At 47.4% G+C, this 11,901-nt stretch carries 6 protein-coding genes, 20 tRNA genes and 2 rRNA genes; 2 read left to right on the forward strand and 26 right to left on the reverse strand.

Annotated features, from left to right (window positions below; genetic code table 11):
• Positions 1-57: 57 nt before the first annotated feature.
• From menB to DH10bf12_RS16185, 4 genes are read right to left on the reverse strand one after another with little or no spacing between them, the layout of a single operon-like run.
• Entirely contained in the window at positions 58-876 is an 819-nt protein-coding gene (gene menB, locus DH10bf12_RS16170) for a 1,4-dihydroxy-2-naphthoyl-CoA synthase (RefSeq protein ID WP_471736274.1), read from the reverse strand.
• Between the two features lie 16 nt (positions 877-892).
• The gene (menH, locus tag DH10bf12_RS16175) at positions 893-1,702 is read right to left on the reverse strand and encodes a 2-succinyl-6-hydroxy-2,4-cyclohexadiene-1-carboxylate synthase (RefSeq protein WP_471736275.1); all 810 of its coding nucleotides are present in this window, start codon (positions 1,700-1,702) and stop codon (positions 893-895) included.
• Entirely contained in the window at positions 1,703-3,412 is a 1,710-nt protein-coding gene (gene menD, locus DH10bf12_RS16180; protein ID WP_471736276.1) for a 2-succinyl-5-enolpyruvyl-6-hydroxy-3-cyclohexene-1-carboxylic-acid synthase, read from the reverse strand.
• Positions 3,409-4,803, reverse strand: coding sequence for an isochorismate synthase (locus DH10bf12_RS16185; RefSeq protein ID WP_471736277.1), 1,395 nt, complete (start codon positions 4,801-4,803; stop codon positions 3,409-3,411). Before DH10bf12_RS16185 ends, menD begins: the two co-directional genes overlap by 4 nt.
• Positions 4,804-5,037: 234 nt before the next feature.
• Here DH10bf12_RS16185 and DH10bf12_RS16190 point away from each other — a divergent pair, with 234 nt between their 5' ends.
• Together DH10bf12_RS16190 and DH10bf12_RS16195 are read left to right on the forward strand one after the other, a co-directional pair.
• Complete coding sequence (locus DH10bf12_RS16190; RefSeq protein WP_471736278.1) at positions 5,038-5,967, forward strand: 1,4-dihydroxy-2-naphthoate polyprenyltransferase; 930 nt, start codon at positions 5,038-5,040, stop codon at positions 5,965-5,967.
• A 124-nt stretch (positions 5,968-6,091) separates the two neighbouring features.
• Positions 6,092-6,694 carry a TraR/DksA C4-type zinc finger protein gene (locus DH10bf12_RS16195; protein WP_471736279.1) on the forward strand — a complete coding sequence of 201 codons (603 nt, stop codon included), beginning with the start codon at positions 6,092-6,094 and terminating at the stop codon, positions 6,692-6,694.
• 239 nt (positions 6,695-6,933) lie between these two features.
• Here DH10bf12_RS16195 and DH10bf12_RS16200 read toward each other — a convergent pair.
• The 22 genes from DH10bf12_RS16200 to DH10bf12_RS16305 form a co-directional block, all read right to left on the reverse strand.
• Positions 6,934-7,005: transfer RNA gene (locus DH10bf12_RS16200), tRNA-Glu, on the reverse strand.
• 6 nt (positions 7,006-7,011) lie between these two features.
• Positions 7,012-7,102 (reverse strand) — tRNA-Ser (locus DH10bf12_RS16205).
• Between the two features lie 7 nt (positions 7,103-7,109).
• Positions 7,110-7,184: transfer RNA gene (locus DH10bf12_RS16210), tRNA-Asn, on the reverse strand.
• 7 nt (positions 7,185-7,191) lie between these two features.
• Positions 7,192-7,268 (reverse strand) — tRNA-Ile (locus DH10bf12_RS16215).
• 8 nt (positions 7,269-7,276) lie between these two features.
• Positions 7,277-7,350: transfer RNA gene (locus tag DH10bf12_RS16220), tRNA-Gly, on the reverse strand.
• A 9-nt stretch (positions 7,351-7,359) separates the two neighbouring features.
• Positions 7,360-7,435, reverse strand: a tRNA-His gene (locus tag DH10bf12_RS16225).
• Between the two features lie 17 nt (positions 7,436-7,452).
• Positions 7,453-7,525, reverse strand: a tRNA-Phe gene (locus tag DH10bf12_RS16230).
• A 6-nt stretch (positions 7,526-7,531) separates the two neighbouring features.
• Positions 7,532-7,607 (reverse strand) — tRNA-Asp (locus tag DH10bf12_RS16235).
• A 6-nt stretch (positions 7,608-7,613) separates the two neighbouring features.
• Positions 7,614-7,687: transfer RNA gene (locus DH10bf12_RS16240), tRNA-Met, on the reverse strand.
• A 20-nt stretch (positions 7,688-7,707) separates the two neighbouring features.
• A tRNA-Ser gene (locus DH10bf12_RS16245) sits at positions 7,708-7,800 on the reverse strand.
• 15 nt (positions 7,801-7,815) lie between these two features.
• Positions 7,816-7,892, reverse strand: a tRNA-Ile gene (locus DH10bf12_RS16250).
• Between the two features lie 10 nt (positions 7,893-7,902).
• Positions 7,903-7,979: transfer RNA gene (locus DH10bf12_RS16255), tRNA-Met, on the reverse strand.
• Between the two features lie 31 nt (positions 7,980-8,010).
• A tRNA-Ala gene (locus tag DH10bf12_RS16260) sits at positions 8,011-8,086 on the reverse strand.
• A 17-nt stretch (positions 8,087-8,103) separates the two neighbouring features.
• Positions 8,104-8,180 (reverse strand) — tRNA-Pro (locus DH10bf12_RS16265).
• Between the two features lie 29 nt (positions 8,181-8,209).
• Positions 8,210-8,286 (reverse strand) — tRNA-Arg (locus tag DH10bf12_RS16270).
• An 11-nt stretch (positions 8,287-8,297) separates the two neighbouring features.
• A tRNA-Gly gene (locus DH10bf12_RS16275) sits at positions 8,298-8,369 on the reverse strand.
• A gap of 16 nt (positions 8,370-8,385) precedes the next feature.
• Positions 8,386-8,470, reverse strand: a tRNA-Leu gene (locus tag DH10bf12_RS16280).
• Between the two features lie 9 nt (positions 8,471-8,479).
• Positions 8,480-8,555, reverse strand: a tRNA-Lys gene (locus tag DH10bf12_RS16285).
• 8 nt (positions 8,556-8,563) lie between these two features.
• Positions 8,564-8,639 (reverse strand) — tRNA-Thr (locus DH10bf12_RS16290).
• A 4-nt stretch (positions 8,640-8,643) separates the two neighbouring features.
• Positions 8,644-8,719: transfer RNA gene (locus DH10bf12_RS16295), tRNA-Val, on the reverse strand.
• An 18-nt stretch (positions 8,720-8,737) separates the two neighbouring features.
• A 5S ribosomal RNA gene (gene rrf, locus DH10bf12_RS16300) occupies positions 8,738-8,853 on the reverse strand.
• Between the two features lie 70 nt (positions 8,854-8,923).
• A 23S ribosomal RNA gene (locus DH10bf12_RS16305) occupies positions 8,924-11,849 on the reverse strand.
• Positions 11,850-11,901 lie beyond the last annotated feature (52 nt).

Here is an 11,901-nt window from a genome sequence, read left to right on the forward strand (position 1 = left end):
AAGCTAAAATTGAAAAAACGCCCTGCAGGCCGGAGCTCACAGGGCAGATTCATCGATTTAAGGGAAACGAGGGAACTGACCAAAGTCAGGCTTACGCTTCTCTTTAAAGGCATCGCGGCCTTCTTTTGCTTCATCAGTTGTGTAATAAAGAAGTGTTGCGTCTCCTGCAAACTGCTGAAGACCTGCAAGACCGTCTGTGTCTGCATTCATTGCAGCCTTTACAAAGCGCAGTGCAGTCGGGCTCTTCTCAAGCATTTCCTCACACCATTTAACCGTCTCATCCTCAAGCTGATCAAGTGGTACAACTGTGTTCACTAAGCCCATATCAAGCGCTTCTTTTGCATCATACTGACGGCAAAGGAACCAGATCTCACGTGCTTTCTTGTGTCCGATTATACGTGCAAGGTAGCCTGAGCCGTAACCTGCGTCGAATGAACCGACTTTAGGTCCGGTCTGGCCGAAGATTGCATTATCAGCAGCAATTGTCAGATCACATACAACGTGCAGGACATGTCCCCCACCAATAGCGTAGCCTGATACCATAGCAACAACAGGCTTTGGAATTACACGGATCAGACGCTGAAGGTCAAGTACGTTCAGGCGTGGAATCTCATCCTCACCTACATAACCGCCGTGTCCGCGGACACTCTGGTCTCCGCCTGAACAGAATGCTTTATCGCCGACACCTGCAAGTACGATCACACCGATTTTAGAGTCATCGCGTGCAAAAGCAAAAGCATTGATCAGTTCCATTACTGTTTTTGGACGGAAAGCATTACGCACTTCCGGACGATTAATCGAGATCTTCGCAATCCCATTATACGTTTCATATAAAATATCTTCATAGTTTCGTTCCTGTACCCATTCACGAGTCATGAAAGAAACCTCCTTATTATGTAGTCGAGTTTTTGTTTAAAAACTCCCTTACCATTGTATCAAATTTTTCCGGCTGTTCCACCTGTATTGCATGCCCAGCCTGCAAAATGTTCTGATGAACGGCATTTGGAAGGAGTTTTTCCATTTCATTTGCGATATTAATAAACTTCCGGTCCCATTCTCCTGTCAACAATAAAACAGGAATATGAAGCGTTTTGAGATGTTCCCAATAAGATGTCTGGATGCCTGTACCCATATAACGCAAACTTTCAGCAAGACCTTCTTGTTTATTTTCCAGTCTGGATGCGCGGATCTCCTGACGCTTTTCAGCACTTAAATGCTTTTGTGATTCAAAGAGCGGCACCTGCTCCCACCTGTCAGTAAAGCGTTCAATCCCTGCGCTTTCAATAAAAGCTGCAAGTTCATCATCACGATTCTGTCTTGCTAATCGTTCGTCAGCGGTTTTAAGACCTGGAGATGCACTCTCCAAGACGAGACAGCTGACACGCTCAGAATACAGATTCGCAAAAGCGAGCGCTGTTCTGCCGCCCATTGAATAACCAATAAAAGCCGCCTTCTTAATTTCTAACTGATCAAGAATGGCTTTAATTGACCCACAGGTCTGTTCCATTCTATATTTTTCACCACTTGAAACTTTTGTCCGGCCATGACCAGGCAGATCGATTGCGATCATCTGAAACTCATTTTTAAAAGACTGAATCAGCCTTGACCAGCTTTTTGTACTACCGGTAAAACCGTGCAGCAACACAACCGGCGTGCCGCTGCCTTCAATCTCAATGTGATAAGCTTCTCCGTTTACAATCATTTACTCACCCCGCATTGCACGAGCGACAGTGTTCCATAGCTGGCGGTGTGAAGCTGTATTTTCTTCACGGTCTGTGATGACTTCCATCATTTTAAGCTGAGGACTGCCGGATGCAAGTGACTCCTTCAGCGCTTCTTTCGTTTCGCACCTGTCATAATCCAGACCATAAAGAGCAGCTGCATGTTTAAAATCCAGTGATGGCGGCGTGCCAAAAAGTGTTTCAAAATGCTCAGGCTCTGCTGCCTGTGGAAGAAATGAGAAGATTCCCCCGCCATTGTTATTCATAATAACAATCTGTAATTGACTCTCATGCTGTTTCGTGACAAGAAGCCCATTTAAATCATGGAACATCGATAAGTCACCAATTAATAAGTAAACAGGTTCATTCTTCACTTCAGCAATACCGAGCGCAGTTGAAACAACCCCATCAATACCATTTGCCCCGCGATTTGCCCAGACGTGGAATGGCATCATTCCACGAATCCAGAACGTATCCACATCACGCACGGGCATACTGTTACCAACCAGCAGATGCGCCCCTTCAGGCAGAGACTGCAATAAAGTGCCTACAGCCGCTCCTTCATCCTTTTCATTGTCAATGTAAGAGCGGATTTCACGTTCTGCTTTTTCATTGAGCGTCATCCACTGATCAAGCCACAAATCATCATTGTTCTGATCTGTTTCTTTCGCCAGCTGATGTGCAAAAAGTCCGTCATTTACTTCAAGATAATGCGTAGCTGATGAAGTCGGATCACGCCAGTCAGCACCTTCATCAATTAGCCACTGACTGCACGGGCTCCCTTTAACGTATTGTGTCAGCGCCTTTGAAACCGGCATGCCCCCAAATCGGATGATCAGGTCTGCCGAAAGTTGCTTTTTAATTTCGTCGTCTCTTAGAAATGCGTCATAGCATTCAATGACAGAAGGATGATCTGCCATCAGTGTACGCAGTCCACTTAGTGGATCAGCCAGTACCGGGAAGCCTGTTGATTCAGCTAAATGAATAATTGCCTCCGCAGCTGCCTGGTCCTCTGAAGGTCCTGCAATGATGAGCCCTTTGACAGATTGATTTAATTCCGTGGTAAGGTCTGATAAATGTTTTTCACTTAACTGTTTTTCAGCTAAATAGATCGCAGATAAAGGCATGCTGCCGGGTTTAAAAGATAGATCCGGGGACAGCGGCTCTCTGAAAGGAAAATTCAGATGAACCGGGCCTTTGGGTGCAGCAGCTGCTTTTGCTGCAGCCTTTGCAGCAATTCTTCCTGTGTATTGCAGCATATTGGTTTCAGACTCAGGAAGCGGCATATCAAAAAACCACTTAGCGTGTTTGCCAAACAGGTTGATCTGATCAATTGCCTGAGGTGCACCATTATCACGCAGCTCGTGTGGACGATCTGCTGTCAGTACAATCAGGGGCACCCTTGCATATCGCGCTTCTACAACAGCCGGAAAATAATTCGCAGCAGCCGTTCCTGAAGTACAGACAATGACAACCGGTTCCTGAGAAGCTTTTGCCATCCCGAGCGCATAAAAAGCAGCAGAGCGTTCATCCACGTTTACATATGTATGAATATGCGGATGGTTCTCCAATAAATAAGCAAGCGGCGTAGAGCGTGATCCAGGACTGATCACTGCTCTTTTGACGCCGCTTTGATAAAGCTGTTCTATAAAAGATGATACGTAAACCGTTAAATTTTTCTTATGACTCATGAAATCGTTCCTCCTACAGCTCTCACCATCGGACGCAGCTTAATCAAAGTTTCCTGATACTCGCTTTCAGCATCAGAATCCTTCACTACTCCGCAGCCCGCATACAAATAAGCATGCTCACCTGATAGCAGACCTGAACGGATGGCAACCGCAAACTCCCCGTCACCCTCTGCATTCAGCCAGCCAACCGGTGCTGCATAAAAACCCCGGTCCATCTCTTCTTCTACACGGATAATTCGCATGGCCTCATCTGTAGGTGTACCGCCGAGTGCTGGTGTAGGATGAAGTTCCTTTACAAACTCCAGAATAGATGTCCGGTCTGTGATTCCTTCAACCGGTGTATACAGGTGCTGAATGTCTCTCATTTTCATCAGTACCGGCTGTTCCGGCACAGATAATTCAGTACATAGATCCTCAAGGCTCTTTGAGATCATGCGCACAACAATTTCGTGCTCCCCTAAGTTTTTCTCATCATGCAGCAATTCATTCCCGAACTGATGATCTTCTTTCACGGACTTGCCACGGGCTATAGACCCTGCTAGACACGTCGAGAGCACTTTATTCTGATGCTTTTTAATTAACCGCTCCGGTGTTGCCCCGATAAAACAACTGTCACCTGACTCAAAAGAGAATATAAAACTCTCACTCTGATCATCTCTTAACTTTTCAAGTACAGAGTCAGAACGCTTTTTATCATCAAAAGTAACCTTCACTTTTCTTGCCAGCACTACCTTTTCAATCTCACCGCGGTTGATCTGCTTAACAACCGATGTCAGGGAGGATTTCCATTCTGCCGGGTCAAATTCTTTTATTGATAAAACATTTACATCCTTTATACTGCTCACTGATTTATTCAGCAATGCAGTTTTCTGCTTTTGCATCTGATTCCATACCTGAACAGCACTGTCACCTTTTTTGCATTCAACATTTACTGTTAAAAAGGTTTTGCCATACTGATCAACAGTCAGCATAAACGCAGGGAGCTGGAAATAACCCTGCTCATAAGCAGACCACTCTTTACTCCTTGTTTTCTGCGGATCAAATGAGAAACCGCCCAAAATAACCGGTCCTGTCCAAGCGTCTCCTTTTTCAATTACTGCATTTTTAAGGAATGCTTTCCACTGATCACTCAGTGAATCAAAACGGTCACGCTCTTTTATATAAAATGTTTTTGCAGAACCGGCACCTGCAAAGACAAGCTCTGACTTTGGATCCTGCCAGAAAGAACGGCTGCCGTTAAAGATAGAATAACCCGCTTCATAAAATTGAAGAGGGTCTATTGATTCGACTTCCATCGTTTTACTATATAAGACAGGTCGATTTGACTTTTCTGCCATTTCATAAGCCTGTTCAAAAGTTGTAAATCCTTGTGATTGATGTAGGATTCTCACTGTGCTTCCCTCCAAAAAAACGCACATTTGTCCATGGTTTGCTCTCTTAAAGATACACTTCTTTTGACAGGACTGTCAACGAATCGTCATTTATGAATGCTTTTTTTGTAACGGTTTACACTTGAATATTTTACAGGCTTTTCTAAACAATCTGTTTCTTTTTTTAACGACATAAAAACGATATAATAGAATAAGATATTTTGTCATAATTCGCCCATGCGAACTTTAATAGACATGTTAGGAGAGAATAATATGAGTGAAAGACCTGAACGCGATCAAGGGTGGCGAATCTGGTGGCAGCTGACACGCCCGCACACACTGACCGCAGCATTTGTACCTGTTCTGCTTGGTACAGTACTCGCACTAAACTATACTGAAATGGACTGGCTGCTGTTTCTGGCCATGTTGACAGCCAGCATCCTGATTCAGGCAGCAGCAAATATGATCAATGAATACTTTGATTACGTACGCGGTCTTGATAATGAAAACTCTGTCGGAATCGGAGGAGCCATTGTTCGTAACGGGGTGAAACCTAAAACGGTGATTAACCTCGCATATTCATTGTTCGGCATTGCACTGCTGCTTGGTATTTACATCTGTATTAACAGTTCTTGGTGGATTGCGGTGATTGGACTAATCTGTATGGCAGCAGCCTACTTTTACACTGGCGGACCTGTACCGATTGCATACACACCATTTGGAGAACTGGCTGCAGGCTTCTTTATGGGATTTGTCATTATTCTGATCTCATTTTACATTCAGACCGGCATGATTAATACAATTGCCATGTTTGTCTCCATTCCTGTATCAATCCTGGTCGGGGCGATCCTGCTGGCAAATAACATACGTGACCTGGACGGCGACAGGGAAAACGGTCGAAAAACAATTGCGATTCTGTTAGGCCGTAAATACGCTATTTATTTCCTTGCTTCAATGTTTGCTACTGCCTATGGTTTTGTCATAGTTCTCGTCATCACAGGAGCGGTGACACCGTGGATGCTGATCAGCTTTTTGAGTATCCCTAAAGCAGTTAAAGCAACAAAAGGGTTTATCGGCAAAACAAAACCGATACAAATGATGCCAGCAATGAAAGCAACTGCACAGACCAATACGATATTCGGATTTCTTTTATCAATCGGCTTATTAATCGGATACTTTTCATAAGGCAGAACCCCGCTCATATCAGGCGGGGTTTTTATTTTTGAGCTTTACAGACCATTTAAAAGGTTTTAATTCCTGTGAGAAGGATAAACTGTAATATGCAGCAGATTAGAAGGAAGGATGAATCATGATGATTACTAAAGAGCAGCAAAATACTTTAAAAAATGAATTATATACACGTAAAAAGCAGATTATTGAACAAAATGAAAATACAGAGGATTACGAGAGTACTGAACTCTCGAATTATGATAATCACCCCGCTGATAATGCAACGGATCTGTTCGAACGTGAAAAAGAGCTTGCACTCGAAGAACACATTCAAAAAGAACTTGACGACATTAATGCAGCATTAAAAGCTATGGATGAAGGAACATATGGCACTTGCGCTGTCAGTGGTGAGGATATCCCATTTGAACGCCTTGAGGCCATGCCAACAGCACTTACTTGTGTTGAGCATGCTGAAGATTATAACAATCAAAATCAGCGTCCAAGTGAGGAATCAGTGATCAGCCCATCCTCTGATCATCCTTACCGGGGTGAGGACGAAGGCGTAAGAGATTACGAAAACAGTTTTGATGAGGCAGCCAGATATGGCACTTCAGAAACACCTTCAGATATGGCAGGCGGCGAAAAAAGCTATGATGATCTTTATGAAGAAGATTATGAGGATGAAGATGTAGCAAATGAGATGGATGGCAAACACCGTAAGATTATGCCTGATGACGAATAATCATTAATCCGGTTCCCCTTCTTTAGGTTGAAGGGGAACTTTTTTGATTGTGAAACAACGTGGTCAAAGTATTTACTATCTATGCTGTTCAGAAAAACCTGAAGGATGTAACGTTTAGTATATGTATCGTGTTAAGTCTCTACGTTCCCCACGGGTCTCCTGATTAATTGAAAAGAAGTTTATAAGATGACAAAAAAGCAGCATGCCAATCAATTTGATTGGCATGCTGCTTTTAATGATGACCCGTACGGGATTCGAACCCGTGTTACCGCCGTGAAAGGGCGGTGTCTTAACCGCTTGACCAACGGGCCTAAAACTGGCGGAGAAGGAGGGATTTGAACCCTCGCGCCGCTTACGCGACCTACACCCTTAGCAGGGGCGCCTCTTCAGCCACTTGAGTACTTCCCCGTAAAAATGGCTCCACAGGTAGGACTCGAACCTACGACCGATCGGTTAACAGCCGATAGCTCTACCACTGAGCTACTGTGGAACAAATATGGTGGGCCTAAGTGGACTCGAACCACCGACCTCACGCTTATCAGGCGTGCGCTCTAACCAGCTGAGCTATAGGCCCAAATATAATGGAGCGGGTGATGAGAATCGAACTCACGACATCAGCTTGGAAGGCTGAGGTTTTACCACTAAACTACACCCGCATACTCAAATGGGGCGACTGATGGGAATCGAACCCACGAATGCCGGAACCACAATCCGGTGCGTTAACCACTTCGCCACAATCGCCATGACAACAAAAAAGATGGCTTTGGACGGAATCGAACCGCCGACACATGGATTTTCAGTCCATTGCTCTACCAACTGAGCTACAAAGCCGTAAAATGGCGGTCCCGACCGGGATCGAACCGGCGATCTCCTGCGTGACAGGCAGGCATGTTAACCGCTACACCACGGGACCAGATAATTGCGGGGGCAGGATTTGAACCTGCGACCTTCGGGTTATGAGCCCGACGAGCTACCGAACTGCTCCACCCCGCGACGATATTAAGTTAAAAAAATGGAGGAGGTAGAGGGATTCGAACCCCCGCGGGCTGTTACACCCCTGTCGGTTTTCAAGACCGATCCCTTCAGCCGGACTTGGGTATACCTCCGTATGGATAAGACTATGGTGGACCTTGCAGGACTCGAACCTGCGACCGGACGGTTATGAGCCGTCTGCTCTAACCAGCTGAGCTAAAGGTCCTTTATTATATTGGTGGCGGCAGAGGGGATCGAACCCCCGACCTCACGGGTATGAACCGTACGCTCTAGCCAGCTGAGCTACGCCGCCCAATAAATAAAGTAACTTCATAAAATACATATGGTGGAGCCTAGCGGGATCGAACCGCTGACCTCCTGCGTGCAAGGCAGGCGCTCTCCCAGCTGAGCTAAGGCCCCATAATGATTATAAAAGATGGTCGGGAAGACAGGATTTGAACCTGCGACCCCTTGGTCCCAAACCAAGTGCTCTACCAAGCTGAGCTACTCCCCGTCGATTATGTGTTATTCTATGTATTCTTATGGCGCGCCCGAGAGGAGTCGAACCCCTAACCTTTTGATCCGTAGTCAAACGCTCTATCCAATTGAGCTACGGGCGCTGAATAGAGTAAGCGGAAGACGAGATTCGAACTCGCGACCCCCACCTTGGCAAGGTGGTGTTCTACCACTGAACTACTCCCGCATGGTAACTATTAAAATGGTGCGGGTGGAGGGACTTGAACCCCCACGCCTTGCGGCACTAGATCCTAAGTCTAGCGTGTCTGCCAATTCCACCACACCCGCATAAAAACATGGTGAGCCATGAAGGACTCGAACCTTCGACCCTCTGATTAAAAGTCAGATGCTCTACCAACTGAGCTAATGGCTCGAAAAAACTGGTGCCGGCAAGAGGACTTGAACCCCCAACCTACTGATTACAAGTCAGTTGCTCTACCAGTTGAGCTACACCGGCATAATGGTGGAGAATGACGGGCTCGAACCGCCGACCCTCTGCTTGTAAGGCAGATGCTCTCCCAGCTGAGCTAATTCTCCACGGTATTATGTAATACCGCCTAGCGACGTCCTACTCTCACAGGGGGAAACCCCCAACTACCATCGGCGCTGAAGAGCTTAACTTCCGTGTTCGGCATGGGAACGGGTGTGACCTCTTCGCTGTCATCACTAGACTATAAAGGCTCGCGCCTTCAAAACTGGATACGTTCATCAAAGTAAGGGATTTTCCGAGAATCAACCGATTTGGTTAAGTCCTCGATCGATTAGTATTCGTCAGCTGCACATGTCACCATGCTTCCACCTCGAACCTATCTACCTGATCATCTTTCAGGGATCTTACCACTTGCGTGTGGGAAATCTCATCTTGAGGGGGGCTTCATGCTTAGATGCTTTCAGCACTTATCCCGTCCGCACATAGCTACCCAGCGATGCCATTGGCATGACAACTGGTACACCAGCGGTGCGTCCATCCCGGTCCTCTCGTACTAAGGACAGCTCCTCTCAAATTTCCTGCGCCCACGACGGATAGGGACCGAACTGTCTCACGACGTTCTGAACCCAGCTCGCGTACCGCTTTAATGGGCGAACAGCCCAACCCTTGGGACCGACTACAGCCCCAGGATGCGATGAGCCGACATCGAGGTGCCAAACCTCCCCGTCGATGTGGACTCTTGGGGGAGATAAGCCTGTTATCCCCGGGGTAGCTTTTATCCGTTGAGCGATGGCCCTTCCATGCGGAACCACCGGATCACTAAGCCCGTCTTTCGACCCTGCTCGACTTGTAGGTCTCGCAGTCAAGCTCCCTTATGCCTTTACACTCTTCGAATGATTTCCAACCATTCTGAGGGAACCTTTGGGCGCCTCCGTTACTCTTTAGGAGGCGACCGCCCCAGTCAAACTGCCTGCCTGACACTGTCTCCCGGCCCGATAAGGGCCGCGGGTTAGAAGTTCAACACAGCGGGGTAGTATCCCACCAATGCCTCCACCGAAGCTGGCGCTCCGGTTTCTAAGGCTCCTACCTATCCTGTACAAGCTGTGCCAAAATTCAATATCAGGCTGCAGTAAAGCTCCACGGGGTCTTTCCGTCCTGTCGCGGGTAACCTGCATCTTCACAGGTACTATAATTTCACCGAGTCTCTCGTTGAGACAGTGCCCAGATCGTTGCACCTTTCGTGCGGGTCGGAACTTACCCGACAAGGAATTTCGCTACCTTAGGACCGTTATAGTTACGGCCGCCGTTTACTGGGGCTTCAATTCGCACCTTCGCTTGCGCTAAGCACTCCTCTTAACCTTCCAGCACCGGGCAGGTGTCAGCCCCTATACTTCACCTTACGGTTTCGCAGAGACCTGTGTTTTTGCTAAACAGTCGCCTGGGCCTATTCACTGCGGCTCTCTCGGGCTTGCACCCTAATAGAGCACCCCTTCTCCCGAAGTTACGGGGTCATTTTGCCGAGTTCCTTAACGAGAGTTCACTCGCTCACCTTAGGATTCTCTCCTCGCCTACCTGTGTCGGTTTGCGGTACGGGCACCTTGCATCTCGCTAGAGGCTTTTCTTGGCAGTGTGGAATCAAAGACTTCGGTACTAATTTCCCTCGTCATCACAGCTCAGCTTACGCGGAAACGGGATTTACCTCATTTCCTGCCTAACTGCTTAAACACGCGCAACCAACGGCGTGCTCTCCTATCCTCCTGCGTCCCCCCCATTGCTCAAACGATGTGTTGGTGGTACAGGAATATCAACCTGTTGTCCATCGCCTACGCCTATCGGCCTCGGCTTAGGTCCCGACTAACCCTGAGCGGACGAGCCTTCCTCAGGAAACCTTAGGCATTCGGTGGAAGAGATTCTCACTCTTCTTTCGCTACTCATACCGGCATTCTCACTTCTAAGTACTCCACCAGTCCTTCCGGTCTGACTTCACAGCGCTTAGAACGCTCTCCTACCACGAATCTCATAGAGATTCATCCACAGCTTCGGTGAATCGTTTAGCCCCGGTACATTTTCGGCGCAGGGTCACTCGACCAGTGAGCTATTACGCACTCTTTAAATGATGGCTGCTTCTAAGCCAACATCCTGGTTGTCTAAGCAACCCCACATCCTTTTCCACTTAACGATTACTTGGGGACCTTAGCTGGTGGTCTGGGCTGTTTCCCTTTCGACTACGGATCTTATCACTCGCAGTCTGACTCCCATGGATAAGTCTTTGGCATTCGGAGTTTGTCTGAATTCGGTAACCCGTTGGGGGCCCCTAGTCCAAACAGTGCTCTACCTCCAAGACTCTTACTACATGAGGCTAGCCCTAAAGCTATTTCGGAGAGAACCAGCTATCTCCAGGTTCGATTGGAATTTCTCCGCTACCCACACCTCATCCCCGCACTTTTCAACGTGCGTGGGTTCGGGCCTCAATGAGTGTTACCTCATCTTCACCCTGGACATGGGTAGATCACCTGGTTTCGGGTCTACAACCTGATACTATGTCGCCCTATTCAGACTCGCTTTCGCTGCGGCTCCGCTTTCGCTTAACCTTGCATCAAATCGTAACTCGCCGGTTCATTCTACAAAAGGCACGCCATCACCCGTTAACGGGCTCTGACTACTTGTAGGCACACGGTTTCAGGATCTATTTCACTCCCCTTCCGGGGTGCTTTTCACCTTTCCCTCACGGTACTGGTTCACTATCGGTCACTAGGGAGTATTTAGCCTTGGGAGATGGTCCTCCCGGATTCCGACGGAATTTCACGTGTTCCGCCGTACTCAGGATCCACTCTGGAGAGAAACAGCTTTCGACTACAGGATTGTTACCTTCTGTGATGGGCCTTTCCAGACCGCTTCGTCTAACTGCTTCCTTTGTAACTCCGCATAGAGTGTCCTACAACCCCGAAAGGCAAGCCTTTCGGTTTGGGCTGATCCCGTTTCGCTCGCCGCTACTCAGGGAATCGCATTTGCTTTCTCTTCCTCCAGGTACTTAGATGTTTCAGTTCCCTGGGTCTGCCTTCAACCGCCTATGTATTCAGCGGAAGATCATATCCCATTACGGATAAGGGGTTCCCCCATTCGGAAATCTCCGGATCACAGCTTACTTACAGCTCCCCGAAGCATATCGGTGTTCGTACCGTCCTTCATCGGCTCCTAGTGCCAAGGCATCCACCGTGCGCCCTTATTAACTTAACCTAGTTAAAAAGGTACTTCTTAATTAGTTTTCATATAGAAAACCCTAAGATGG

It is taken from the genome of Jeotgalibacillus sp. 10bf12 (assembly GCF_055597105.1).

Excerpts from the sequence above, each read along its gene's own strand:
- menB (WP_471736274.1), bottom strand. The coding sequence starts at position 876 with ATGACTCGTGAATGGGTACAGGAACGAAACTATGAAGATATTTTATAT.
- menH (WP_471736275.1), bottom strand. The coding sequence starts at position 1,702 with ATGATTGTAAACGGAGAAGCTTATCACATTGAGATTGAAGGCAGCGGC.
- menD (WP_471736276.1), bottom strand. The coding sequence starts at position 3,412 with ATGAGTCATAAGAAAAATTTAACGGTTTACGTATCATCTTTTATAGAA.
- DH10bf12_RS16190 (WP_471736278.1), top strand. The coding sequence starts at position 5,038 with ATGTTAGGAGAGAATAATATGAGTGAAAGACCTGAACGCGATCAAGGG.
- DH10bf12_RS16195 (WP_471736279.1), top strand. The coding sequence starts at position 6,092 with ATGATGATTACTAAAGAGCAGCAAAATACTTTAAAAAATGAATTATAT.